Raw genomic sequence first — 26,290 nt, 5'->3', positions numbered from 1 at the left:
CAGGACGAAAATTGCTGCTCGCCGGCTCAGACTGGCCGACCCTCTGCCGGCCAGGCACCGGCAAACGCCTGCCAGTGCGGATGGTCGCCGGCCTGCTGCGCGACCCAGTCGCGGACGCGGGCGACTTCTGCCGCGTACTCGTCGGGCGACAGCGCGCCGCGCAGCAGCTGGAAGCGGAGGAATACCAGATAGGTGTTGGCTGCGTCGGTTTCGCAGTAGTCGCGGATATCGTTGATCCGGCCGTCCTGAAAGGCCTGCCAGACCTTGCTGCCGTCCATGCCGAGCTTGCCGGGGAAACCGCACAGCCTGGCGATGTCGTCCAGCGGCGCACTGGCGCGCGGCTGGTACAGCGCCATGACGTCCATCAGGTCCAGATGGCGGGAGTGATAGCGGCTGATGTAGTTGTTCCACTTGAAATCGCGGCTGTCGGCGTAGTCGCCGTCGCCCTGGTCCCAGTAGCGCGGCGCGGCAATGCCGTTGATCAGCGCACGGTACTGCAGCGCGGGCAGGTCGAAGCCGCCGCCGTTCCAGCTGATCAGCTGCGGCGTGTACTTTTCCACCAGGGCGAAAAACGCGGCGATCATGTCGCGCTCGCTGCTGTCGGCGCTGCCGAGCGTGGCAATGTGCAGCTTGTCCTGACCCCAGCGCAGCACGCAGGAAATCGCCACCGCCCGGTGCAGGTGATGCGGCAGGAAATCCGAGCCGTTCCTGGCGCGCTGGCGCTGCAAGGCCCATTCGGCCACGTCGGTGTCGGGCATGTCCGGCGACAGGTCGTGGATGGCGCGCAGGCCGGAGATGTCGGGGATGGTTTCGATGTCGAAGGCGAGAACGGCGTGCATGGGGAAGAATCCGGAAAATCGTGCCCGGATTCTAGAGCCTGGGGGGCGGGCTGTCGTGTCTGCGTGCAGGAATGTGGCGCGGGAGAAACGGGGAGCATGCCGTCGGCATTGGCGGCATGTCCGGGACCGCATTCAGCAATGCAAGGCCGGAAACGGCCTTATGGGCGGCCAATGGAGAACATCAGTCCGGTCACGTCGGAGGCTGTCGCGCTGTATTCGAGCTTGCCGACCCGTTGCGAGACGGGTTTCGGGCTGCTGATATTGGCGACAGCTTCCTTGACCAGCGCAATGACCGCCTGATTGTTCTCGTCCCTGGGGACGGCCGGGTTCAAGGCCTGGGCGGCGAACAGCAGCATGGCCAGCGACCGCACATTTTCCGAATTGTCTGTTTTTGAACCGGATGTGACCAGCATCACATATTCCAGGGAACCGTCCTGCTTGCTGACCGCGCCCATGATGCCGGCCTGCCTGGAAAACTGATGGGTAAAGGTATCGTTTTTTTCTCCGGAGCTGATGGTCAGCCTGGGAATGGCGTAGCGGGGATCTTCTTCACCGGCAATGGCATTGAATGATTTCCGGAATCCTTCCGGCGTCATGCCCAGCCCCTTGCCCGACTGCACGGCTTCCGCCGGGTCGAGGACCGGCGCGGGCGCTGCCGCGCCATCCCCGGCTTTCGGATACAGCCCGCCGGCAACGCCGAAGGCGATCAGGGCCGCAAGCAGACCACCCGACAGCAGATGGGTACGGGGCGGGGTGTCGCCGGTTTTCCGGTTCCTGAACAGGGCCGGCGCAATCAATCCCAGCACGGCGATCAGCAGAAACACGAGTCCGATCAGGGCGGCGAGGCCAGTGAGTATCAACATCAGGATTTCCCGGGGGTATGGGTGAATAGCAATTGAATTTATTTTCGCCGCCAATTATCCACTCATCATCTCTTTGCCGGCAAATGCCGCCCCGATCCGCATCCTGCTGCAACGCAGAATGACACGCCGCTTTTTCCCGCCTACCTTTGAGCTGACGCCCACAAGGTGTCTGACAATCGAACTTGCCATTCCCTATCCAAAATAAAGAGGAGACCCCTGAAAATGGATACTGTGGCTACCTTCCGGGTCCCGCGCGTGGCCTATCTGGACTCGCACGGCCATCTGCCGGCCCCGCCGGCCGGTTTCGACCCCGACCGGCTGGTACCGGTCTATCGCGGCATGATGCTGACCCGCGCCTTCGACGCCAAGGCGGTCGCTTTGCAGCGTACCGGCCAGTTGCGTACTTATCCGTCGTCACTGGGCCAGGAAGCGGTCAGCGTCGGCCTCGCCAGTGTGATGCGGCCCGAGGACGTGCTGTTGCCGACCTACCGTGAAACCGGTGCCATGCTGTGGCGCGGGGTACGGATGGAGGAAATCCTGCTGTACTGGGGCGGTGACGAGCGCGGCAGCGATTTTGCCGGCCCGCGCGAAGACTTTCCGATCGCGGTGCCGATCGCCAGCCAGTGCTGTCACGCTGTCGGTGTGGCCCAGGCATTCAAGTCTCGCCAGTCGCCCCGGGTGGCAGTGTGCTGCCTGGGAGACGGTGCGTCATCCAAGGGCGATTTCTACGAGGCGATGAATGCGGCCGGGGTGATGCAGCTGCCGGTGGTCTTCGTCATCACCAACAACCAGTGGGCCATCTCGGTGCCGCGCAGCCGGCAGACGCTGGCGGTCAGTTTCGCGCAGAAGGCCATCGCCGCCGGCATTCCCGGCGAGCAGTGCGACGGCAATGATCCGATCGCCGTCCGCGACGCGATCGGCCGGGCGGTCGAACGCGCCCGGCGCGGGGAGGGCGCCAGTCTGGTCGAGTGCGTGACCTACCGGCTGTCCGATCACACCACTGCCGACGATGCGCGCCGTTATCGCGACGAAGCCGAAGTCAGCGCGGCCTGGGCCAATGAACCGGTAGCGCGTCTGCGTCACTACCTGGCCGACCAGAAGCGCTGGAGCAAGCAGGACGAGGAAGCGCTGATCGCCGAAATCGGCGCGCAGGTGACCGCGGCCGTCGAGCGCTACCTGGCCACGCCGCTGATGCCGCGCCAGGACCTGTTCGATTATCTGTACGCCGAGTTGCCGGCCGATCTGCGCCGGCAGCGCGATGCATTCCTGCTCGATGCGGAAGGAGCCGGCCATGACTGAAATGACCCTGCTCGAAGCCATCACCACCGCGCTGGCGCATGAGCTGCAAGCCGATCCGGACGTTGCCGTGTTCGGCGAGGATGTCGGGGCGAATGGCGGCGTGTTCCGCGCCACCCAGGGGCTGCAGGCCCGCTTTGGCGAGGCGCGGGTGTTCGATACGCCGCTGGCGGAAACGCTGATTGCCGGCATGGCGGTCGGCATGGCGGCCCAGGGCATGAAGCCGGTGTGCGAGATCCAGTTCGCCGGTTTCATGTATTCGACCTTCGACCAGTTGATCAACCAGGCGGCACGCATGCGCCATCGTACCCGTGGCCGGCTGACCTGCCCGATGGTGCTGCGCACGCCGGTCGGCGGCGGCATCCACGCGCCGGAACACCATGGTGAATCGCCTGAAGCCTGGCTCGCCCATGTGCCGGGTCTGAAAGTGGTGATCCCCAGCTCGCCGGTGCGTGCCTACGGGCTGCTGCTGGCGGCGATCCGCGATCCCGACCCGGTCATTTTCCTTGAGCCGACCCGCTTGTACCGGCTGCTTAAGGAGCCGGTCAGCGATGACGGCACGGCGCTGCCACTCGGCGCCTGCTTCACGCTGCGCGAAGGCAGCGACGTGACCCTGGTCAGCTGGGGCGCGGCGGTGCGCGAGACGCTGCAGGCGGCCGACCGGCTGGCCGGGCAGGGCATCAGCGCCGAGGTCATCGACGTGGCGACGGTCAAGCCGCTGGACATCGACACCATCCTTGCCTCGGTGGCGCGCACCGGTCGCTGCGTGATCGTGCACGAGGCGGCTCGCACCGGCGGCGTCGGCGCCGACATCGCCGCCCAGCTGGCCGAACGCGGACTGATGAGCCTGCTGGCGCCGGTGGAACGGGTGACCGGCTTCGATATTCCGCTGCCGCTGGCGCGGCGCGAGGACGAATACCTGCCCAGCGTGGAACGCATCCTGGCCGCCGTGTCGCGGACGATGTCTTTCTGAGCGGCCTTGCCGCGCTGCTGCATACCTACAAGGGGAAAACCATGAAAACCTTCCATCTGCCCGATCTCGGCGAGGGGTTGCAAGAAGCCGAAATCGTCAGCTGGCATGTCGGCGAGGGCGACCACGTGGTGGTCGACCAGCCGTTGCTGTCGGTGGAAACCGCCAAGGCCATCGTCGATGTACCGTCACCGTTTGCCGGCCGTGTGGCCCGCCTGCACGTCAAGGCCGGCGACATCGTGCCGCTGGCGTCGGCGCTGATCGATATCGACGACGGCGAGGCCGGCGACAGCGGCACCGTGGTCGGCGACGTCAAGGCGGTCAGCGAGTCGGTGCGCGAAGATATCGAGCCGGCACAGGCGGCCGCCGGTCGTGGCGTCAGGGCGATGCCGGCGGTACGGGCGCTGGCGTCCAAGCTCGGCATCGATCTGGCCATTGTCACGCCCAGCGGTCCGGACGGCACCATTCTCGCCAGTGATGTCGAACGGGTGTCGAAGATTCTGGCCAGCGTCACGCCGATGGAAACCCTGCGCGGTCCGCGCCGGGCCATGGCGCAGATCATGGCGCGGGCGCACGAGGAAGTCGCCGCCGTCACCCTGACCGAGGATGCCGACATCCACGGCTGGGCGGCCGGCGAGGACACCACCTGGCGGCTGATCCGCGCCATCGTCGCTGCCTGCAGGGCGGTGCCGGTACTGAATGCGTGGTACGACGCCAAGGCGCTCGGCATCCGCAAGCTGGCCCAGGTCGATCTGGGCATCGCGCTGGACATGGCCGATGCGCTGTTCGTGCCGGTGCTGCGCGATGTCGGTGGCCGCGACAAGGACGATCTGCGGGCGGCGATCGAACAGATGAAGGTCGATGTCGGCAACCGCGCGGTCGCACCGGAGGATCTGCGCGGCAATACCATCACCCTGTCGAACTTCGGCATGGTGGCCGGTCGTTACGCGAGCCCGGTCATCGTGCCGCCGACCGTCGCCATTGTCGGCGCCGGCCGGGCGCGCAAGCAGCCAGTGGCCGTCGGTGACCAGGTGGCGGTGCACCGGCTGTTGCCGATGTCGCTGACCTTCGACCACCGCGCGGCCACCGGCATTGAGGCTGCGCGTTTCCTGAAGGTCCTGATCGCGGATCTCGAAGCCGGGGCATAAGCGTGCCCCCCGGGCGGATGCAAGGTCCGCCCGGCCAGACTCATGGCGGCGAGCGACGGCGGCCACGGTGGCGTCGGCGCTCGCCCTCCGGATGACACCGTCCGTGGCGGCGGGATGATTTCAGCCCTCCCGGTCGCGGTGATCGCGCTCTCCGTGTTTCCAGTAACCTTTGGCGCTCAACTGCGCCGGCGTCAGCGGCGACCACAGGCTGCGCCAGTGCCTGACCAGACCGGACTCCCCGGCGATCCACACCTGGCCGTCATGGCCGAGCCGTCGTGCGCGGTCGAAGACGTCGGCCTGCAGGGCGTCGATGTCGGCACCTGGCGCATCGGCATACAGCCAGGTTTCCTGCAGGCGGGCCCGGGTCGGCAGCGGCTGGCGTTCGCGTGCGTCGGTGACCAGCGCCAGTACGTGCACATCGAGATCGGCGGGCAGGGTTTCCAGAATGCGCTGAATGGCCGGCAGCGCGCTGGCGTCGGCGGCCAGCCACAGCCAGCGGGCATCGGCCTGCAGGGCAAACCCGCCGTGGCGCGGGCCGGCAATGCCGAGACCGGCACCGATGGCGGCCTGCCGTGCCCAGGCCGATACCGAACCGTCGTCATGGCGCTCATCACCATGCAGCACGAAGTCGATATCCAGCGTGCCGGCGGCGCGGTCCACGTGGCGCACGGTATAGGCACGGCCTTCGCGTCCGGGCGGGAAAATCTTGACCCAGGCGGCCGGGGCGTCGATGCCGTCGGTCGACAGCAGCGTATGCAGCGTCGGCCCGCCCAGGGTCAGGCGACGCATGTGCGGGGTGACGGTCCGGGCGGCAACAACCTGGGCCACGATTTGTGGCTGGCGGCGGGGAAGGGAGAAGGTCATGACAGGTTCCGGATAAATGCGAGCAATTGCTCATGAATTCCGGTTAGCATAAAAGCGATCCCTGTCTCTGGAAACTCGCATTGCCAACGGCAGCGAAACCCCCGTCAAAACCCCGCAAACAGCCGCTCCGGGCACATTTTCCGCACAGGGTCGAGCGCCTTTCCGTGGCCATGGCTCGCGTTCCGGCCATGCACGGCGATGCGGCGGGCGTAGACTCCTTTCTCTGCCTGCACCAGCAGGCCGTAGCCGAGCAGCAGGGCCAGCAGCCACGGGAAGTACGCCAGCGGCAGCGCTGTCAGCTTGAAGCAGGTATTACGACTGGCGACATCGATTCAATGCGCATGCCTTCTCCCGTCCGGGCCCGCTGTCGCCGGCCGGGGCCGGCGCGGGGACCACCATGACGGTACGCCTTGCCCGGGTGGGGGCTCATTGCGCCAGCGCAATGAAAGACCGCCTACCTGACGGTGACTTCGACGCGGCGGGCTTCCCTGTCGCTGGTGTAGCCGGTCGATTCGAGCGGTTTTTCCAGATCGATGCGTTCTTCCGCGATGCCGGCCAGCACCAGAACCGCCTTGACCGATTTGGCGCGATCCCTGGCCAGCGCCGCATTCCGGTCGCTGTTGCCGGTCTTGTCGTGGAAGCCGGAAATCGCGATCCGGGCATCCGGGTGGGCCGTGGCGTAGTCGATGACGGCCTGCAGTTGCAGCTCGCTGTCATCCGGCACGCTGACCGAGGCGACATCGAAGTAGAGCCGGACCGGGGCGGGGCGGGCGGCGGCCTGCGGCATGGTGCTGGCCGGGGCGGCAGGCGGCTGTGCCGGTGCCGGTGCCGCGGGCGGGGGTACGATGCCGATGGCTGTCGTGCCGGTTCCGCACTGGCGCAACTGGGTCAGTGCCATCAGCAGCACCAGCAGGACAATGATCCATGGCAGCCAGCGGCGCAGCAGTGGCGGCGACGGGCTGTCCGGCGGAAGATCGGGCGCGATGGCGTGGATGCGCTCACTGGCATCGGCTGCGGTGGTGCCGACGCTGGCCGTCAGGCCATCGAGGCCCAGGAGGCCGGGCAGGCCGGCCGGCAGCGCGCCGGCAAGCGACGGTTTCTGTTCGGCCAGCAACTGGCCGAGCCCGGCCGCATCCAGTTGCCGTTCGGCAATCAGGGCCTTCAGCTTGCCGGACAGCAGCGGCGCCGCCAGCGCCAGCACGCCGCCTACGGTCGAGGTGGCGAGACTGTGCCGTGCGGCGAGAGCTTCGGTGATAGCGCCAAGCCGCTCGCCGAACAGCGACGACAGCAGGGTGCGCCCGGTCGTCATCAGGGTGCCGGTATCGATACCCTGCGGCAGTTCGCTGGTGCCGGGACCGGGGTCGGTGCGCTGCAGCAGGTCGATGACAGCGCCCGCGCCCGCGGGGCCGGTCCCCAGTCGCACCAGCCCGCCCAGCAGCACCGGGACGACGGCGTCGATGGCACGCCGGGTGCTGCCCTGCGTATCCGCCACCGCGGTGGCGGCCATGTCGGCGAAATGGCCGTCCAGTGCCTGTGACAGGGTGCCCAGCAGATTGATGGTCATGGTGGTCTTTCCGGAACGGGGGAAGGGGGCGCGCGGTGGACGGGCGGCCCCCTGGTATTACCGTAGACCAGATTGCGCGGGAGCAGGATGGCCGGCCCGGCCGGCTTGACGGTCAGCCGGTCCGGGTGTTTAATTGATCGACTAGTCAATCTATTAATTATCCAGCGGGAGCCGCCATGCGCACAGTCGATCCGGAAAAGCACGAGGCCAGACGAAGACAGATTCTCGACGCCGCTGTCCTGTGTTTTGCCCGACGTGGTTTTCATCAGACCCGGACCGCGGAAATCTGCGCCGAAGCGGGCATGAGCCCCGGCAATGTCTTCCATTACTTTGCCGGCAAGGATGACATCATCGCCGCCATCGTTGACGAGGATGGCCGCGAGACCGCCGCCCGTTTTGCGCGGACAGACGGGGAAACCGACGCCATCGCGGCGCTGATGGCGCGCATCGACGCCTCGCTGGCGCTGGCGACCGATCCGATCCAGGTCCGGATCACGCTGGAAGTGGTGGCCGAGGCGGTGCGCAATCCGGCGATGATGGCGTGTGCGGCACGCAACGAGGCCGTCCGGCGCACGGCGCTGGCCGGGTTGCTGGAGTGGGCGCAGGCGCAGGGACAACTGGCGGCCGGCCTGGATATCGCTGCCGCCGTGGACTGGGTCCTGATGCTGCTGGACGGTTACTTCGACCGTGCCGTCATCGACCCGGCTTTCGATGCCGGGGTCGCCCGCGCGCGGCTGCGAGCCTCGATTCTTCACTTCCTGCGCGGCGAAGCGGCGTGAGCCCGCATGACCGGACCTGCGACATGATGCCAATACCTTCCCCGCCGCCGCGGCTGGCCGAAGTCGACGCGCTGCGCGGCTTCGCCCTGCTGGGCATTCTGGTCGTCAATATCGGCGTGTTCGCTTCCAGCTATTACGGCAGCGGCATGCCGGACCCGGTCTTCGACCGGCCGCTGGACCGCGCGGTGCAACTGGCCGTGGCCCTGCTGTTCGAGACCAAGTTCTATCTGCTGTTCTCATTCCTGTTCGGCTACAGCTTCACCCTGCAGATCGACTCGGCGCAGCGTGCCGGTCGCGCCTTCGTGCCGCGCTTCTGCCGCCGGCTGGCCGGGCTGGCGCTGCTCGGCCTGCTGCATGCGCTGCTGCTGTACGTGGGCGACATTCTGCTGCTTTATGCGCTGCTCGGCCTGCTGCTGCTTGCCTGGCGAAACTGGACGCCGGCCGGGGCGGTCCGCTTCGGCGTGGCCTGCATTCTCGTGTCGGGGCTGGTCTGGGGCGCCCTGGGCGGCTTGATGCTGGTGTTCGGCGATGGCGTCGATCCGGCGCTGGTGCAGCAGCAGGCCGGGCAGGCACTGGCCGCCTACCGCGGGACGCCGGCCACGATCATCGCCTGGCGCTGGCAGGACCTGACCGGCGTCGTGTGGCCCGGGCTGGTGCTGCTGCAGGCGCCGGGCACACTGGCCATGTTCCTGTTCGGGCTGGCAGCCGGCCGGCGCCGGCTGCTGGCCGACGGGGCGCGGCAGATGCCGGCCGGGCGACTGGTCGCCATCGGTCTGCCGCTCGGCCTGGCCGGTGCGGTGGTCTATGCGTATGCGGCCGTGTTCTGTCGGGCATCGGCGCTCGGGGTGCTGGGCATGGCGGTCGGCCTGCTCAGCGCCCCCCTGCTGACCGGCGCCTATGTCGGGCTGGCGCTGCGCGGGTTCCGCAGCGCTGCTGGCGGTGCACTGGCCGCGGCGCTGGCACCGGCCGGCCGCATGGCGCTGTCGAATTACCTGCTGCAGTCGCTGGTCTGCGCCTTGCTGTTCACCGGTTACGGGCTGGGACTGATCGGCCGGCTGGCGCCGTGGCAGACACTGCTGATCGCCCTTGCGCTGTTCGCCATCCAGCTCCGCGTCAGCGCCTGGTGGCTGACGCGGCACGGTTACGGGCCGGCCGAATGGCTGTTGCGCGCCGTCACGCATGCGGCCTGGCCGCGCTGGCGCAGGGACTGACTCAGGCTGCGGACAGGCGGGCGCGGAGCTTGCCGAACGCTTCGACGACCAGCAGGGTCAGACCACCGGCGACGATGCCGGTGACGACATCGAGCAGCAGCGGTACGCCGATGCCGAGCAGCGGACCGATGCCGGCGACGGCAGCAACCGTGGTGCCGGCTTCGGCAATGGCGTGGTGCAGCGGGCCGATGCCGTGGGTCAGGATGCCGCCACCGACCATGAACATGGCCACGGTGCCGATCACCGTCAGCGCTTTCATCAGTTTCGGCGCGGCCAGCAGCAGGCCGCGACCGATCGCCCGGGCCACGGCGCCGGTCTTGTCCAGCAGGTGCTGGCCGAGGTCGTCCATCTTGACGATGGCGGCCACCAGGCCGTAGACGCCGACGGTCATGACCAGCGCAATCGCCACCAGCACGCTCAACTGGCTGGTCAGCGGCTTGTCGGCCACGGTGCCGAGCGCAATGACGATGATTTCCGCCGACAGCACGAAGTCGGTGCGGATGGCGCCCTTGATCTTGTCGGCCTCGAAGGCGGCGAGGTCGACCTGCTCATCAGCCACGGCGGCAAGCTGCTCGGCATGCTGGCGGGCCGTGTCGTCCGCGCTGTGCAGCCATTTGTGCGCCAGTTTTTCCACCCCTTCCAGGCACAGGTACAGTCCGCCGAGCATCAGCAGCGGCGTGACGGCCCACGGGGCGAAGGCGCTGATCGCCAGGGCGGCCGGCACCAGGATCGCCTTGTTCTTCAGCGAACCGACGGCCACCGCCCAGACCACCGGCAATTCCCGCTCGCTGCGGACACCGGAAACCTGTTCGGCGTTCAGGGCCAGGTCGTCGCCAAGCACGCCGGCGGTTTTCTTGGCGGCAACCTTGGTCATGACGGCGACGTCATCAAGAATGGAAGCAATATCGTCAAGCAGGGCAAGCAGGCTGGCTCCAGCCATGGGGATCTCCGTTCGGGGGGATGGGCGGGGTGCCCGGGCAGGGCGCGAGTGTAGCGGTTTCGCCCGTGCTGCGGAGACCGGTTTTTGTCATAAAGTTAGTTGATAATTAGTCGATAGCGACTATGGCTATGTCTGGCCGGGGGTTTCTCGTGCTGGAAGTGCGTCTCAAGTAACGGCAGCACTGCGTCTGTCACCCCCCAGGAATCAACATGTCCCGACTCAGCTTCAGAACCCGCGTTCTGCTCCCCGTTCTCGGCCTGGCCTGCCTGCTGCTGGCGATCACTGCCGGCGCCATGGCCTATCTGGAATCGAAACGCATCGATGGCGCCATCCAGCAGGAAACCGCCAGGCAGGGACAGACGGTTATCGACTCGCTGACGGTCATCGACCAGTTGATGATGGCCGAGGTCAAGGCCTCGATGCGGCTGCTGATGATGCGTGGTCAGGCCCTCGGCCCGGCTGCCGCCGGCCCGGTGGTGACCGTATCCGGCCAGTCCGTCCCCGACCTGCAGCTTGGTGCGGCAGGGCAGGCCAGCCGTTTCGAGCTGGTCGATGGCGTGACCGGCATCATGGGCGGGACCGCCACCCTGTTCGTCCGCCGGGGCGACGATTTCGTCCGCATCTCCACCAATGTGAAAAAGCCCGACGGCAGCCGGGCTATCGGCACGCTGCTCGACCCGAAGGGGCGTGCCATTGCCGATCTGAAGCAGGGCAAGGCTTTCTATGGCCAGGTCGACATTCTCGGCAATCCGTTCATCACCGGCTACGAGCCGATCCACAATGCGGCCGGCGAGGTCATCGGCGCCTGGTATGTCGGTTACAAGGCCGACCTGAAAGTGCTGGGCGATGCGATCGCCGCCGCCGGCATTCTCGATCATGGCGTGGTCGCGCTGATCGATGACCGTGACCGCATCCGCTTCCATTCTTCCAGCAGCGACGAGGGCACGGTCAGGGCGATCCAGCAGAACAGTGATGGCTGGCAGGTGTCGAAGCGGGACTTTGCGCCGTGGAGCTATTCGGTGCTGATGGCGTTTCCGCTCGAGCAGGCACGGGCCATGAAACTGGATATCGTGCTGCCGGTGGTCGGCGTCGGCCTGCTGCTGGCCGTGCTGCTGGCGATACTGCTGTACTGGCAGCTGAACCGGATGGTGCTGGTGCCGCTTGGCGGCGAGCCGGAGCTGGCGATCTCCATCGCCCACGATATCGCCGGCGGCAACCTGGGGGCCACCGTGCCGCCGGCGCGGCCGGACAGCCTGCTGGGCGCCATTGCCGACATGCAGTCGTCACTGAAGCGGATGGTCGGCACCATCAATGGACTGGCGGGGCGGGTGGCGGACAATGCCGCCCGGCTGGCGGCGACCTCGTCCGATGTGTCCGGCCGGGTCACCCGGCAGAGTGACATCACCGCCGACCTGGCCCTGGCGCTGCAGCAGATCAATGCCAGCGCGGCGGCAGTGGCCAACAATGCCGGCCTCGCCCACCAGAAGGCCGGCGATGCCGGTCAGCAGACCGTCGACAGCGGCAATGTGGTCGAACGCACGGTCGCGGGCATGCGTACCAGCGCCGATTCGGTCAGTCGCTCGGCCGGCACCATTGCCGAGCTGTCGGGCAGTTCGGAGGAAATTTCCCGCATTATCGGCGTGATCGGCGACATTGCCGACCAGACCAATCTGCTGGCGCTGAATGCGGCGATCGAGGCGGCGCGGGCCGGCGAGGCCGGCCGCGGCTTTGCCGTGGTGGCGGACGAGGTGCGCAAGCTGGCCGAGCGCACGTCCAGTTCGGCGGCCGAGATCGGACGCATGATCGGCGACATCCAGACCCGCACCCGGCGGGCGATGGAAGAAATGGAAAGCGGCAACCGCCAGGTCAGCGATTGCGTCGAGCTGGCGAATGCCGCCGGCGCCAGCATGGCCGGCGTGCGCGAGGCGACCCTGACCGTGGTCGGCGCAGTGGCCGACATCTCGGCCGCGCTGACCGAGCAGTGCAGCGCGACCGGGCAGATCGCCGGCAACGTCGAGCATCTGGCCAGCATGGACGTCGAGAACAACGGCGCGCTGCAGGCGCTGGCGCACTCGGCGCAGGACATGGAAAAGCTCGCCGACGACCTGCGCGACGCGATTGCCGCTTTCCGGCTCTGAGTCGCCGGCGACCGGCAGTCAGTCGCCGGGGCCGGGCTGCATCACCTGCTCCCACAGCCGCGTTACCTGGGCGTAGTGCACCAGCAGCGCCGCATCGGGCATGACCTTGCGGCCTTCCTGCAGCCGCAGCGCGTGCTGCAGGCGCCGGTAGTGGCGGTAGGCATCCTGAGCCTGTTTCGCCAGCTCGTGGTCGATCAGGCCGGCATTGGCGGCCAGGCCGAGCAGGGCGATATTGCCGAGGTTGCCGGTCAGCTCCGGGAAGCGCCACGCATGGCCGAGCACCAGGTACTGGACGATGAACTCGACGTCGACAATGCCGCCGTGCGCGTGCTTGATGTCGTCGTCGCGCGGCGGGTGGGATTCGCGCATCCGCTCACGCATGGCCAGCACTTCGGCCCGCAGCGAGCCCGGGTCGCGGGTCATAGTCAGCACGTCGAAACGGGTTTTCTCGAAGCGGTCGCCGACTGCCGCATCCCCGGCGACGAAGCGGGCGCGCGTCAGCGCCTGGTGTTCCCACAGCCACGCCTTGCCGCGCTGGTAGTTGGCGAAGGCGTCGACGGTGCTGACCAGCAGCCCGGCTGCACCGTCCGGGCGCAGGCGCAGGTCGATGTCGTACAGGATGCCGGCCGGGGTGGCGGCGGTCAGCCAGGTCGACAGCTTGCGCGCCAGCCGCGCGTACAGGTCCGGCGCATCCGGGTGCGGATCGTCGTACAGGAAGATCAGGTCGAGGTCGGAGCCGTAGCCGAGTTCCTTGCCGCCCAGCTTGCCGTAGCCGATAACGGCGAATTTCGGTACCTCGACGTGGCGCTTGCCGATATCGAGCCACGCGGCCCGCACGCAGGCGGCCAGCACGGTGTCGGCCAGCAGCGAGACCTGGTCCGACAGCGCTTCCAGCGGCCACATGCCGGCCAGATCCTGCGCCACCAGCCGGAACTGCTGCGCGTGCTGGAAGTGGCGCAGGATATCCATCTGCGCCTCGACGTCGCCGCGCGCCTCGTCGAGCTGGTGCGCCAGTCCGGCCGCCAGTTGCGGCCAGTCCGGTTCGGCATACAGCACCCGCGCGTCGAGCAACTCGTCGAGCAGGATCGGGTGCTTGGTCAGGTAGTTGGATACCCACGGGCTGGCCGAGTACAGCGAGGCCAGCCGTTTCAGCGTCTGCGGGTACTCGGTCAGCAGCGCGATATAGCTGGAGCGGCGGCTGATGGCCTCGATCAGGCCGAGAATGCGCGTCAGCGTGGTGTCCGGGCCGTCGCAGCCGGCGGCGACCTCGATCAGCGCCGGAATCAGGGCATCGATGCGCTGGCGGTTCTTGGTCGGCAGGTCGCGATAGCGCTGCGAATTGGCGAAGGCGGCCAGACTGCGCATCACCTGGGGGGCATCGTCATAGCCGAGCTCGCCGAGCTGCGCTGCCGCACCGTCTTCCTGGATATCGGCCCACAGGCCGGACAGCGGGTGGCTGACATGTTCCTCGGTCGGCAGGAAGAATACCTGTTCGAAATGACGGTGCACGGTGGCGCGCACCCGGTTCAGCCGGGCGACGAACGCGTCCCAGTCGGCACAGTCCATGCTGGTGGCGATGCACGCCCGCTGTGCCGGATCGACCGGCAGGGTCTGCGTCTGCTGGTCGTCCAGGTACATCAGCCGGTGTTCGAGCCGGCGCAGGAAGTCATAGCTGTCGGCCAGCTCGGTGACTGCTTCCGGCTCCAGCAGGCGCATGTCGCCGAGCCGTGCCAGCGCCTCGCGCGTCGAGCGGGTCTGCAGGCTTTTCTCGCGCCCGCCCCGGATCAGCTGGAATACCTGGGCAATGAATTCGATCTCGCGGATACCGCCCTGGCCGAGCTTGATATTGTCGATCAGGTCGCGGCGCGCGACTTCGCGCTGGATCTGCTTGTACAGCTCGCGCATTGCGCCATAGGCGTTGTAATCGAGATACTTGCGATAAACGAACGGACGGGCGAGGTCGGCGAGCACGGCATCGTCGCCGGTCATCACCCGCGCCTTGATCCACGCATAGCGTTCCCATTCGCGGCCCTGGGTCAGGAGGTAGTTTTCCAGCGCCGCATAGCTCATCACCAGCGGTCCGGAATCGCCATACGGGCGCAGCCGCATGTCGACGCGGAACACGAAGCCGTCGGCGGTCAGCTCGGACAGGGCGGCAATCAGCTTCTTGCCGAGCAGGGTGAAGTACTCGTGGTTGCTGATCTTGCGATTGCCGTCGGTCTCGCCGGATTCCGGATAGATGAAGATCAGGTCGATGTCGGAACTCACATTCAGCTCGTCACCGCCGAGCTTGCCCATGCCGATCACGATCATTTCCTGCTCGCGGCCGGACTCGTCACCGATCGGCCGGCCATAGCGCGCCAGTTCCGGCTTCAGTGCCGCCAGCGCCGTGTCGACTGCAAACAGCGCGAAGTCCGAAATCGTCGCCATGACCTCGTCCAGCGTGGCCAGCCCTTCCATGTCGCGTGCAATCAGCCGGGCCAGCAGCGCGCGGCGCAACCGGCGCAGTGCAGTCTTCAGCATCGCTTCGTCGGCCACCGCGAACGCCGCATAGCGTTCGCTCATTTCCGCCCGGGTGAACGGCGCATGCAGCCGTGCGGGCAGTTCGGCAGCCAGTTCGGGGTCGGCGGCGAGCGTTCTTCGTAACCAGGCACTGTGGGCAAGGGCATGGGCAAGCGTGTTTACTGGCATAATTGCGGACCTTTGTCGTATTGGGCGACTCGTCGTCCATTCTACCGTCCAGAAGATTTTGAACGCCTCCCGTTTCTCGCTGCCCTCATGGCCGGTGGGTGCCCTGCTCAAGCGCACTGCGCGCGTGCTGGCACTGCTTGCTGCGGTCATTGCTGTGCTGATGACCGCGGTATGGCTGTGGATGACCCAATACCTGCTGCCCAACCTGGATGCGTTCAAGCCGCGCATCGAGGCGGCCCTGACTGATGCCGTGGGGCAGCGGGTGCGCATCGGTGCGCTCGGCGGCCGTGTCGACGGCGTGGTGCTGACCCTGACCCTGGACCGGGTGCGGATCGAGAATCCGGTCGATGGCCGGGCACTGACGCTGGACCAGATGCAGGCGCAGCCATCGTGGACCAGCCTGATCCACCTCGAACCGCGCTTTCACCTTATTGAACTGAACCGGCCGCTGCTCGACCTCTATCGCGACGGCCAGGGTCGCCTGTTCCTGAACGGGCTGCAGTTCGGTCAGGGCAGTCATGACGGCCATCTGATCAACTGGCTGCTGCGCCAGCATGAAATCCGCATCAACCAGGCCGGCATCCACTGGCGCGACGATCTGGCCGGGCTGGCCGCGCTCGATCTGCGCAATGGCCGACTGGTGCTGCGACGCGGCCTGCTGACGCATACGCTGACGCTGTCGGCCACGCCGCCGGCCGACTGGTTCTCGCGATTCGATGCCGAGCTGTCGTGGTCGGGCGACGATATCACCCGCTGGACCGACACCTGGCGCGGCAGCTTCTCGCTCGATATCGGCGGCGCGCGCTTTGCGCCATGGCAGCGCTATCTGCCGTGGATGGCGCATCTGCCGTCCGGCGAAGGCCGGGCGCGGCTGAGCGGCGAATTCGCCGCCGGCGAGCTGACCGCCGGCAACGCCGCGTTCGATCTGCGCAATGTGCTGCTGCGACCGGACGCGCACCGTGACCCGGTCTCGGTCCCGCGCCTGTCCGGCGAGATCGAGCTGAAAACCGGCCGCGGCAATCGCCACACCCTGGCGGCGCGCAAGCTGCTGGCACAAACCAGTACCGGCATGCTGTTCGACAATGCGGCCCTGCAGGCGGAATGGCGACCCGGCCGCAACGGCGAGGGCAAGCTGTCGGTGTCGCGCGCCGATCTCGGCGCGCTGCGTCCGCTGCTGCGCGTGCTGCCGCTGGGCGAGAACGCGTCGTGGAATGCGCTGGACCCGGTCGGCTTTGTCGACCATGTCGAAGCCAGCTGGCGCGGTGAACTGAAGGCCCCGACGTCCTATGCGCTGAAGGGGCGCTTTGCCGGCCTCGGCTGGCAGCCGCTGAATACACTGCCGGGCATGGCCGGTGTCGACGGCGACATCGAGTTCGACCAGAAGGGCGGCTCGCTGGATATCGAGGACAACAGCGGTACCACGCTGACGCTGCCGCACGTGTTTGCCGAACCGCTGCACCTGAGCCGCCTGAATGCCGATGTCCGCTGGACGCGCAGCGGCGACAATGTCGATGTGCGGCTGAAAAAGGTCGCACTGACCAATGCCGATCTGGACGCGACGATATCCGGCCGCTACCAGTGGCTGCCGGCGCAGAGCCGGACCGGGCTGATCGATCTGACCGCCAGCATTCCGGCCGTTGCTGCCAGCCGGGTGCCGCAGTACCTGCCGCTGGTGGTCGGTCGCGACACGCGCAACTGGCTGGCGGCCGCGCTGAAGAGCGGCACGGCACGTGATGCCAGCCTGTTGCTGGAAGGCAATCTGGACAAGTTTCCGTTCGAGCACGGCGGTGGCCGCTTCCTGGTCACCACGCGGGCCAGCCGGGTCGGGCTTGAATACGATCGTGCCTGGCCGATGGTCAGCGAAATCGACGCCGATCTGCGTTTCGAGAATGCCGGCATGCTGATTACCGCGCAGCGCGGCCGGATCGGTGCCGCCGCCGTCAGCAATACCCGGGTCAGCATTCCCGATCTTGGTGCGGATGAACCGCATCTGCTGATCGATGGCCAGGTCGACGGTGCCGGGATGGAGTTCGTCAGGTTCCTGCGCAACAGCCCGCTGAACGCGCGGCTCGACAATCTGGCGGACACGATGGGCATCGACGGACGCGGCAAGCTGGGGCTGAAGCTGGACATTCCGCTGCTCCAGGCCGAAGCGACCCGCGTGGCCGGCAACTTCACCTTCAACCACAACCGGGTCACACTCGGCGGCGGCGTGCCGCCGCTGGAGCAGGTCACGGGCGTGCTCGGCTTTACCGAACATGGCGTCAGCTCACGCGGCATTGCGCTGCAGGCGCTCGGTGGCTTTGGCCGCCTCAACGCGGACACCCAGGCCAACGGCACCATGCGCTTCGTCGCGACCGGCCGCGCCGATTCGCGCGCGGCGCTGGCGACCTATTTTCCGCTGCTGGTGCCGCACGTCGGCGGCATGGCGCCGTATACGGCGACGGTCACGATCGGCAAGACACTGGAAAGCATCAAGGTGGTCAGCCGGCTGGAGGACGTGACCTCCGACCTGCCGGCGCCGTTTGCCAAACGGGCCAGCGAGACGCTGCCGCTGGCGATCGACATGCGCCCCGACGGCAAGCTGGACCGGCTGAACATCCGGCTTGGCGGCGAGGCTTCGGCCAATATCTGGCTGAAGGGCAGCGATCTGGTGCGCGGCAGCGTGCGGGTCGGCGACGGCAACGGCCCGGTCCCGGCGCGCGGTCTGACGGTGTATGTCGCCAACCGGCGCATCGACCTGGCGCCGTGGCTGGCACTGTTCGGCGGCGGCAGCAACAGCACGGATGGCGGCGGGCAGGCCTTCCCGGTCACGCTGGCGTTGCGCACCGACGAGCTGCTGGCCTTCGGCCGGCAGCTGAATGCGGTCCGGATCAGCATGTCGCCGCGCGATGGCGGCTGGAGCGGACGTCTTGACGCCCGCGAGGCGGCCGGCGCCTTTGCCTTCGATGGCCGGGGGGAAAAAGTCCAGGTCCGGCTGTCGCAGCTGACGCTGCCACTGCCGCGCAGCAAGACCGACGCGGTGCAGAATACCGCTGCCGACAACCGGGCGCTGGAACGGTTGCCGGGGCTGGACGTGCAGGTGGAACGGCTGAACTGGCGTGACCGTGACGTCGGCCGGCTCGGCATCAATGCCGAGCGGCAGGGCAAGGACATCTGGCGGCTTGACCGGCTGAACCTGTCGTCGCCGGACGGGCAGCTGCAGTTGTCCGGCGTGCAGCGCCGCGATGGCGAGGCGCTGAATTCCCGCCTCGACGTGCAGATGGACAGCGGCAATCTCGGCCGCTTCCTGACCCGGGTCGGGGCGCCGGAAATGGTGCGCGGCGGCAAGGGCAAACTCAATGGCCAGCTGCGCTGGCATGGCGCGCTGGTCGACCCGGACAGCGCCAGCCTGTCCGGCAAGCTCGACCTCGACGCCGAGAACGTGCTGTTCACCAAACTCGATCCCGGCGTCGGGCGGCTGATCGGCCTGACCACCCTGCAGTCGATCGGCCGGCGGGTGCGATTCGATTTCCGCGATATCTTCGGCGAAGGCTATGCGTTCGACTCGGTCCGTGGCAGCATCGGCATTGATCAGGGCATTGCCGAGATTTCCGAACTCAAGGCCAGAAGTCCGGCTGCGACCATCACCTTCGCCGGCACGGCCAATCTGCGCCAGGACTCGCAACTGATCCGGGTGAGGGTCGAACCGCACCTGTCCGAAGGGGTGGCCATCGCCGCCGGTGCCGCCATGCTGAACCCTGTGATCGGCGTCGGTGCGCTGGCGGCGCAGAAACTGCTGCAGGACCCGCTGGGCAAGCTGTTCTCGGTCGACTACCTGGTCACCGGCAGCCTGACCGATCCGCAGGTCAGCAAGGCCGACAAGTCGTCACCCGCCCGTACCGACGGCAGCAGCGGTAACGGCAAGGGCAAAGGAAAGGGACACAGATGAACACACCGATAACGGTTGCTGCGGTCCAGATGGTGTCCGGTACCGATCCGGATGCCAACCTCGCCACCGCCCGCACGCTGGTGCTCGACGCCGCGGCCCGCGGCGCCAGGCTGGTGGTGCTGCCGGAATACTTTGTGCTGATGGGCATGAGCGATCGCGACAAGCTGGCGATCGCCGAGACCCCCGGCGACGGGCCGCTGCAGGCCGCCACCGCCGCCATCGCGCGCGATGCCGGCGTATGGCTGATTGCCGGCACCCTGCCGCTGCGCGCCGACGTGGCCGACAAGGTGCGCAACACCACGCTGGTGTTCGATCCGGCCGGTGTCTGCCGTGCGCGCTACGACAAGATCCACCTGTTCGGTTTTTCCGGGCTGGGCGAGCGCTACAGCGAATCCGACACCATCGATCCCGGCAGTACGCCGGTGGTGGTCGATACCGTCATCGGCCGGGTCGGCCTCAGCGTCTGCTACGACCTGCGCTTCCCCGAGCTGTACCGGGGCTTCGGCGAGATCGCCGCCTTCGCGCTGCCGGCCGCCTTTACCGCCGTGACCGGCGAGGCGCACTGGGAGCCGCTGATCCGCGCCCGCGCGATCGAGAACCAGTGCTATGCGATCGCCAGCGCCCAGGGTGGCACCCACCCGAGCGGACGCAAGACCCACGGTCACAGCATGATCGTCGATCCGTGGGGCAAGGTACTGGCCGAACTGGCGCAGGGCGAGGGCGTGATTACCGCCGACCTCGACCCGGGCTACATGGCATCGGTGCGCACCCGCCTGCCGGCGCTGAGGCACCGGGTGCTGTGACGCCGCGCCGCTGTCACTGGAACCTGCCCGAATCATCCCCATTTCATCGTCACCCCTGTGGGCGACGTCACCCGATTTTGCGAAAGCTGCCATGAACGTCCAACATCTCGACATTGCCGATGAACTGCTGCTTGCCCGCAACGGGCTGAACCCGGAACAGCTGGACCGGGTGTTCGCCCGGCTGGGTGAACACCAGATCGACTATGCCGACCTGTATTTCCAGTACACCCGTCAGGAAGGCTGGAGTCTCGACGAGGGCATCGTCAAGGCCGGCAGCTTCTCCATCGACGAAGGGGTCGGCGTGCGGGCGGTCAGCGGCGAGAAAACCGCTTTTGCCTACTCGGATGAAATCTCGCTGCCGGCGCTGCTCGCCGCCGCCGATGCGACCCGCGCCATCGGCCGCGCCGGTGGTGACGGCCGCGTGCAGGCGGTCCGCCGTGTCGGGGGCCACGCGCTGTTCGCGCCGATGGACCCGATCGCCAGTCTGGACTCGGCGGCCAAGGTCGCGCTGCTGGAACGGCTGGAACGCATCGCCCGCGCACTCGACCCGCGCATCAGCCAGGTGATGGCCGGGCTGGCCGCCGAATACGACGTGGTCTACATCGCCCGTCGCGACGGCACCCATGCTGCCGACGTGCGGCCGCTGGTGCGGTTGTCGATCTCGGTCATCGTCGAGCAGGACGGGCGCCGCGAGCAGGGCTCCAGCGGCGGCGGCGGCCGGCTCGACTTCAGCTATTTCAGCGAAGAGATGCTGCATCGCTACGCGAAGGAAGCGGTTGACCAGGCACTGGTCAACCTCGATGCGCGACCGGCTCCGGCCGGGCAGATGACCGTGGTGCTCGGCTCGGGCTGGCCCGGCGTGCTGCTGCACGAGGCGATCGGCCACGGACTGGAAGGCGACTTCAACCGCAAGGGCACGTCGGCATTCGCCGGCCGCATCGGCGAACGCGTCGCCGCCCGGGGCGTGACCGTGGTCGACGACGGTACGCTGGCGCTGCGTCGCGGCTCGCTGAACATCGACGACGAGGGCACGCCGACCGCATGTACCACGCTGATCGAGGATGGCATCCTGACCGGCTACATGCAGGACAGCCTGAATGCACGGCTGATGGGGGTGGAATCGACCGGCAATGCGCGTCGCGAAAGCTATGCGCACATCCCGATGCCGCGCATGACCAACACCTACATGCTGGCCGGCGAGCGCGCGCCGGAAGAAATCATCGCCTCGGTCGAGCACGGGCTGTACGCGGCCAACTTCGGCGGCGGCCAGGTCGACATCACCAGCGGCAAGTTCGTGTTCTCCGCCAGCGAAGCGTGGATGATCGAGAACGGCAAGCTCGCCTATCCGGTCAAGGGCGCGACCCTGATCGGCTCCGGCCCGGAAGTGCTGAACTACGTGTCGATGATCGGCAACGACATGGCGCTGGATGCCGGTGTCGGCGTCTGCGGCAAGGAAGGCCAGAGCGTGCCGGTCGGCGTCGGCCAGCCGACGCTGCGCATCGATGGCGGACTGACGGTGGGCGGGACGGCCTGAGGGCGGCACGACTCCGTCTGGTGAGGCTGGCACGGAGAGGCCGGCAGAAAAAAGCAGCGGCCTTGCAGACCCGCTGCTTTTTTCCTGCTGCCCGATCCTTAACCCCTACTTAGATACGGGTTTTTTTCGCCGCCGGGCCGGCAGGGGCTATCCGCCGCCCATTCCACATTGCATAATCAGTTTGTCCGACAGCAGGACTACAAGGCGCGCACGGGGAGTGTGGGCGGATGCGTCCGCCTCAAGCCATATGGATCGCCACGACGATCCGCATACATACAGCATGCTGTCGGGAGCCCGAAGACACCGGGCATGTCGCGTCCGGCCGCCAGGCCGCCGTGACCGGCGTTCCCGCATAAAAAGGGCAGGCCGGCGACCGTCGCGAGTCGATGGCGCATGGCGATGCCCGCAAGGAGAAACGATCTATGGCAAGCACTCCCCACAACCCGTATTCGATCGGCCTGGACAAGACCCCCGCCAACTATGTGCCGCTGAGTCCGGTCAGCTTCGTCGCCCGCAGTGCCGAGCTGTATCCGGACAAGCCGGCGGTCATCCACGGCCAGCGCTGTCTGACCTGGTCGCAGGTGTATGCGCGCAGCCGCCGGCTGGCGTCGGCACTGGCGCAGCGCGGTGTCTGCAAGGGCGCCACGGTCGCCATTCTGGCGCCGAACATCCCGGAAATGGTCGAAGCGCATTACGGCGTGCCGATGCTCGGTGCGATCCTCAACACCATGAACTTCCGTCTGGATGCCGCCACGCTGGCGTTCCAGCTCGAACACGGCGAAGCCAGCGTGTTCCTGGTCGACAGCGAGTTCGCCGGCCTGGCGCGCGATGCGCTGGCCCGTTCGCAGCGCAAGCCGCTGATCATCGACATCGCCGACAGCGAATACGATACCGGTGACCGCCTTGGCAGCCTGACCTACGAGGCGCTGCTGAACGAGGGCGATCCCGACTATGAGTGGCCGGCCCTCGAAGACGAGTGGGACGCGATCACGCTGAACTACACGTCCGGTACCACCGGCAACCCGAAGGGCGTGGTCTACCACCATCGCGGCGCCTACCTGAACGCGCTCGGCAATGTGGTGGCGACGCAGATGACGCCGGACACGGTCAAGCTGTGGTCGCTGCCGATGTTCCACTGCAACGGCTGGTGCTTCAACTGGTCGATCGCCGCCGTCGGCGGCACCAGCGTCTGCCTGCGCCGGGTCGAGGCGGGGGCGATGTACAAGGCGATCAGCGAGCACAACGTCAACTACATGTGCGGCGCCGCCGTGGTGCTGTCGATGTTCATCAATGCGGCCGAAACCGACCGGCGCGATTTCCCGCGCACGGTGCGTTTCATTGCCGCCGCCGCGCCGGTACCGGTACCGATCATCCGTGCCGCCGAGGCGATCGGCTTCAAGGTCACCCACGTCTACGGCCTGACCGAGACCTACGGGCCGGCGACTGCCTGCGTGTGGAAGGACGAATTCAACGCGCTGGGCGATGACGAGCAGGGCGAGATCCTCAAGCGCCAGGGCATGCGCTACCACGTGCAGGAAGCCGCCAGCGTGCTGAATCCGGAAACGATGGCCCGGGTGCCGGCCGACGGCCAGACGCTGGGTGAAGTCATGTTCCGCGGCAATATCGTCATGAAGGGCTATCTGAAGAACCCGTCGGCGACCGACGCGGCCTTTGCCGGCGGCTGGTTCCATACCGGCGATATCGGCGTGCTGCATCCGGACGGCTATATCGAGTTGAAGGACCGCAGCAAGGACGTGATCATCTCCGGCGGCGAGAATATCTCGTCGATCGAGGTCGAGGCGGTGCTGTACCAGCATCCGTCGGTGCTCGAGTGCGCGGTGGTGGCCAAGAAGGACGACAAGTGGGGCGAGATCCCGTGCGCCTACATCACGCTGAAGATGGGCGCGCCGGAACCGACGCCGATCGAACTGACCCAGTTCTGCCGTGAACGGCTGGCGCATTACAAGGCGCCCCGGATGTTCGTGTTCGGTCCGCTGCCGAAGACCAGCACCGGGAAGATCCAGAAGTTCGTGCTGCGCGACCAGGTCAATGACGGCGGTTTCAAGCTGAACTAGTAGCCGGCGAAAAAAGGCCGCCTTGCGTGAGCAAGGCGGTCAACTTGGGTAACTTCCACCTGAAAATACCGGTTACGCCATCCGGCCCCCGTTGATGGCGCATGCGATGAACATGCGACGGTCGCTGGCATCCCCGTCTGATGGATGCGTCATCACTTTCGCTGATTTGCAGGGAATCGGCCAGCAGGCAATGCTGAAAACCGGCATGGCATCGTCTGAAAACGCAGCAGTATCGTCCCGGTACCACGCTCGGCACGGCACGCCGGCGGCGGAGGTGGTACCGTTACGGTCCGCTGACGCCCGACGGGCGGTGGCGGTTCCCTTCATTGCCGACGCCATCCCATGTCCGACCCCATCATTCGCTCGCTGCTCGACACCGATCTCTACAAGCTGACGATGCAGCAAGTGGTCCTGCACCAGTTCCCCGGCGTGCAGGCCGAATACCAGTTCCGCTGCCGCAACACGCCGGCGTTTCCGATGGCCGAACTGCTGCCGGCGGTCAACCGCCAGCTCGATGCGCTGTGCGAACTGCGTTTCACCCCGGACGAAATCGCCTATCTGCGCAGCCTGCGCTATCTGAAGCCGGACTACGTCGACTACCTGGAACTGTTCCATCTGAACCGCCGTTTCATTTCGGTGACGCCGCGCGCCGATGGCCGGCTCGACATCCATGCGCGCGGGCCGATGGTCCAGGCGATGATGTTCGAGATCTACGTGCTGGCCATCGTCAACGAGCTGTATTTCGATGAACTGATCCGCCGCCAGGGCATTGCCGGCGGTCATGAGGCGACGCTGGAAGAAGGCCGGCGCCGGATCAGCGCCAAGGTCGACAAGATCCGCGCCTTCCAGACCAGCCTGCCGGCCAATGCGCCGCCGCTCCTGCTGGCCGACTTCGGCACCCGCCGCCGCTTCTCGCGCGACTGGCTGGAAGAAGTGGTCAAGGTACTGCACGCCGGCGTGCCCGACGTGTTCCGCGGCACCAGCAATATGGACCTGGCCCGCCGGCTCGGCCTGACGCCGATCGGCACCATGGCGCACGAGTTCCTGCAGGCCTTCCAGGCGCTGGACGTGAACCTGCGCCAGTTCCAGAAGGCGGCGCTGGAAAGCTGGGTGCAGGAGTACCGCGGCGACCTCGGCATTGCGCTGACCGACGTGGTTGGCATGGATGCGTTCCTGGCCGATTTCGACCTGTATTTCGCCAAGCTGTTCGATGGCCTGCGCCACGACAGCGGGGATCCGGTGGTGTGGGGCGAGAAGATGATCGAGCACTACCACAAGCTGCGCATCGATCCGGCAACCAAGATGCTGACCTTCAGCGACAGCCTCGACATCGACCGCGCCATCGCGCTGTACGGTCATTTCGCCACCCGCACCCAGGTCAGCTTCGGCATCGGCACCAATCTGACCAACGACCTCGGCATCGAGCCACTGCAGATCGTGATGAAGCTGGTGCGCTGCAACGACCGCCCGGTCGCCAAGCTGTCCGATACCGCAAACAAGCTGATGTGCGACGACCCGGTGTTTCTGGCTTATCTGCGGCAGATTTTCAATCTGGAACGGATCTGACGCGGCCGCTCAGGCCGCTTTCAGAACCTCGACCGCGCTGCCGACCGTCAGCATCCCGCCACGACGCACAAGCGCATTCTGGCCGAACAGCACGCCGCGTTCGCCACGGCGGTAGCGGGCCAGCGTGCGCAGCGGTTCGCCATCGGCCGACCTGACGCCGGTGTCAGGATCGATGGTAGTGAATACGCAGCGCTCGCACGGCCTGACCAGCTCCAGCTCGACCTCGCCGATGCGCAGCCGCTTCCAGCCGTCCTCGGCAAAGGCGTCGGCGCCGTCGATGACCAGGTTCGGGCGAAAGCGTGCCATTTCCAGTGGTCGGCCGACCCAGTGTTCCAGCTGCCGGCGCGATGCGTCGCCGATCAGCAGCAGCGGGAAACCGTCGGCGAACGACAGCGGAATGTCCGGGAAAGCACTGACCCGGCGCCGGGTGTCACCGGTATGCATCAGGCGGACCGGACGGTCGAGAAAGTCGGAAAACCAGTCATCGGCGGCGTGCGGGCCATGCCAGGCCTCGAAACCATCCCGCCACACCACGGCCGGATGCGGCTCGGTGAAGGCCGCGCGGGAAACCGTCAGCGGCTCGCGGCCGGGGGCCGCTACATGGAGGCCGGCCTCGTCGACCGTCGCCGCTACCGTGACCAGTTGCGGGCACTCGCGGCCGGTGATGAAGCGGCCGTCGGGATCGGCGACCATCCAGCTGCGATCGTCGGGCAGGCCGCGGGCGTCGACGCGGCAGTGGGCCAGCGCATCGCCGTGGGCGGATTTGACCGGATAGCGGTACAGCGCAGTCAGCATGGGCATGGCAGGAACCTGATTGAGAATCGCCCCCAGCTTATGCCGGCGCAGGCCGGCAGGCAAAGAACGCGGGCGCGTTCCGGCGATGTCGACGCCGTGTCTTGCACATCGGTCATGCTCAAGTGACTGTTTATTAATAAATTTCATGTTGCTGCATTGCCGCATGTCCGGCCAGGCAGACACGCCGGCCCGTCTCCGGCAGCGGAAACCCATCCGTTTTTGCCAGGTCATGATATAAATCATTGAAAAAACAATGACTTGGTAACGCATGGCACGCGGGTTG

18 protein-coding genes are annotated in these 26,290 nt (G+C 66.9%); 11 read left to right on the top strand and 7 right to left on the bottom strand.

The genetic code is table 11. The annotated features are described in order from the left end of the window. Positions 1-26: 26 nt before the first annotated feature. Together DFO50_RS15850 and DFO50_RS15845 are read right to left on the bottom strand one after the other, a co-directional pair. The gene (locus DFO50_RS15850) at positions 27-839 is read right to left on the bottom strand and encodes a 3'-5' exonuclease (RefSeq protein WP_112692855.1); all 813 of its coding nucleotides are present in this window, start codon (positions 837-839) and stop codon (positions 27-29) included. Between the two features lie 158 nt (positions 840-997). After that, positions 998-1,702, bottom strand: coding sequence for a hypothetical protein (locus tag DFO50_RS15845; protein WP_112692854.1), 705 nt, complete (start codon positions 1,700-1,702; stop codon positions 998-1,000). A 222-nt stretch (positions 1,703-1,924) separates the two neighbouring features. On the opposite strand from DFO50_RS15845, the gene pdhA reads away from it, so the two are divergent. Genes pdhA through DFO50_RS15830 form a run of 3 tightly spaced genes read left to right on the top strand, consistent with a single transcriptional unit; the run spans position 1,925 to position 5,116 of the window. Next, entirely contained in the window at positions 1,925-3,001 is a 1,077-nt protein-coding gene (gene pdhA / locus DFO50_RS15840) for a pyruvate dehydrogenase (acetyl-transferring) E1 component subunit alpha (protein ID WP_028498946.1), read from the top strand. Further along, positions 2,994-3,971, top strand: coding sequence for an alpha-ketoacid dehydrogenase subunit beta (locus DFO50_RS15835; RefSeq protein WP_028498945.1), 978 nt, complete (start codon positions 2,994-2,996; stop codon positions 3,969-3,971). The genes pdhA and DFO50_RS15835 overlap by 8 nt, the downstream gene beginning before the upstream one ends. A gap of 41 nt (positions 3,972-4,012) precedes the next feature. Next, positions 4,013-5,116, top strand: coding sequence for a dihydrolipoamide acetyltransferase family protein (locus tag DFO50_RS15830; RefSeq protein ID WP_028498944.1), 1,104 nt, complete (start codon positions 4,013-4,015; stop codon positions 5,114-5,116). 120 nt (positions 5,117-5,236) lie between these two features. Here DFO50_RS15830 and DFO50_RS15825 read toward each other — a convergent pair whose 3' ends face one another. Both DFO50_RS15825 and DFO50_RS15820 read right to left on the bottom strand, forming a co-directional pair. Further along, positions 5,237-5,980 (bottom strand): siderophore-interacting protein, encoded by a 744-nt coding sequence (locus DFO50_RS15825; RefSeq protein WP_028498943.1) that lies wholly within the window; start codon positions 5,978-5,980, stop codon positions 5,237-5,239. Positions 5,981-6,434: 454 nt separating this feature from the next. Continuing rightward, a complete protein-coding gene (locus DFO50_RS15820; protein ID WP_112692853.1) occupies positions 6,435-7,544 on the bottom strand; it encodes an OmpA family protein in 1,110 nt (369 codons plus the stop codon). Between the two features lie 176 nt (positions 7,545-7,720). On the opposite strand from DFO50_RS15820, the gene DFO50_RS15815 reads away from it, so the two are divergent. Next, positions 7,721-8,323, top strand: a complete 603-nt coding sequence (locus tag DFO50_RS15815) for a TetR/AcrR family transcriptional regulator (protein ID WP_112692852.1) — start codon at positions 7,721-7,723, stop codon at positions 8,321-8,323. 23 nt (positions 8,324-8,346) lie between these two features. Beyond that, on the top strand, positions 8,347-9,534 hold the full coding sequence (locus tag DFO50_RS15810; protein ID WP_199489864.1) for a DUF418 domain-containing protein: 1,188 nt from the start codon (positions 8,347-8,349) through the stop codon (positions 9,532-9,534). Position 9,535: 1 nt separating this feature from the next. On the opposite strand, the gene DFO50_RS15805 is transcribed toward DFO50_RS15810, so the two are convergent. Next, a complete protein-coding gene (locus tag DFO50_RS15805; RefSeq protein ID WP_028498939.1) occupies positions 9,536-10,474 on the bottom strand; it encodes a DUF808 domain-containing protein in 939 nt (312 codons plus the stop codon). A gap of 209 nt (positions 10,475-10,683) precedes the next feature. Between DFO50_RS15805 and DFO50_RS15800 the strand changes: the two genes are divergently transcribed. Then, complete coding sequence (locus DFO50_RS15800; protein ID WP_112692851.1) at positions 10,684-12,612, top strand: Cache 3/Cache 2 fusion domain-containing protein; 1,929 nt, start codon at positions 10,684-10,686, stop codon at positions 12,610-12,612. 18 nt (positions 12,613-12,630) lie between these two features. Here DFO50_RS15800 and glnE read toward each other — a convergent pair whose 3' ends face one another. Beyond that, entirely contained in the window at positions 12,631-15,303 is a 2,673-nt protein-coding gene (glnE, locus tag DFO50_RS15795; protein WP_107889664.1) for a bifunctional [glutamate--ammonia ligase]-adenylyl-L-tyrosine phosphorylase/[glutamate--ammonia-ligase] adenylyltransferase, read from the bottom strand. 58 nt (positions 15,304-15,361) lie between these two features. Here glnE and DFO50_RS15790 point away from each other — a divergent pair, with 58 nt between their 5' ends. The 5 genes from DFO50_RS15790 to pncB all read left to right on the top strand — a co-directional run bounded on the left by DFO50_RS15790 (position 15,362) and on the right by pncB (position 25,212). After that, positions 15,362-19,234, top strand: a complete 3,873-nt coding sequence (locus DFO50_RS15790) for a YhdP family protein (protein WP_112692850.1) — start codon at positions 15,362-15,364, stop codon at positions 19,232-19,234. Beyond that, positions 19,231-20,037 (top strand): carbon-nitrogen hydrolase family protein, encoded by an 807-nt coding sequence (locus DFO50_RS15785; protein ID WP_112692849.1) that lies wholly within the window; start codon positions 19,231-19,233, stop codon positions 20,035-20,037. The genes DFO50_RS15790 and DFO50_RS15785 overlap by 4 nt, the downstream gene beginning before the upstream one ends. A gap of 91 nt (positions 20,038-20,128) precedes the next feature. Continuing rightward, complete coding sequence (gene tldD, locus DFO50_RS15780) at positions 20,129-21,571, top strand: metalloprotease TldD (protein ID WP_028498935.1); 1,443 nt, start codon at positions 20,129-20,131, stop codon at positions 21,569-21,571. Between the two features lie 422 nt (positions 21,572-21,993). Then, complete coding sequence (locus tag DFO50_RS15775) at positions 21,994-23,646, top strand: acyl-CoA synthetase (RefSeq protein ID WP_028498934.1); 1,653 nt, start codon at positions 21,994-21,996, stop codon at positions 23,644-23,646. Positions 23,647-23,988: 342 nt separating this feature from the next. Then, positions 23,989-25,212, top strand: a complete 1,224-nt coding sequence (gene pncB / locus DFO50_RS15770) for a nicotinate phosphoribosyltransferase (protein ID WP_112692848.1) — start codon at positions 23,989-23,991, stop codon at positions 25,210-25,212. A 9-nt stretch (positions 25,213-25,221) separates the two neighbouring features. On the opposite strand, the gene DFO50_RS15765 is transcribed toward pncB, so the two are convergent. Further along, positions 25,222-26,013, bottom strand: a complete 792-nt coding sequence (locus DFO50_RS15765; protein ID WP_112692847.1) for an MOSC domain-containing protein — start codon at positions 26,011-26,013, stop codon at positions 25,222-25,224. Positions 26,014-26,290: the final 277 nt, after the last annotated feature.

Source organism: Microvirgula sp. AG722 (assembly GCF_003269145.1).
GTDB classification, from domain to species: domain Bacteria; phylum Pseudomonadota; class Gammaproteobacteria; order Burkholderiales; family Aquaspirillaceae; genus Microvirgula; species Microvirgula aerodenitrificans.
Note: the sequence above shows the minus strand (reverse complement) of the source record. Positions and strands in the feature narration are given on the sequence as shown.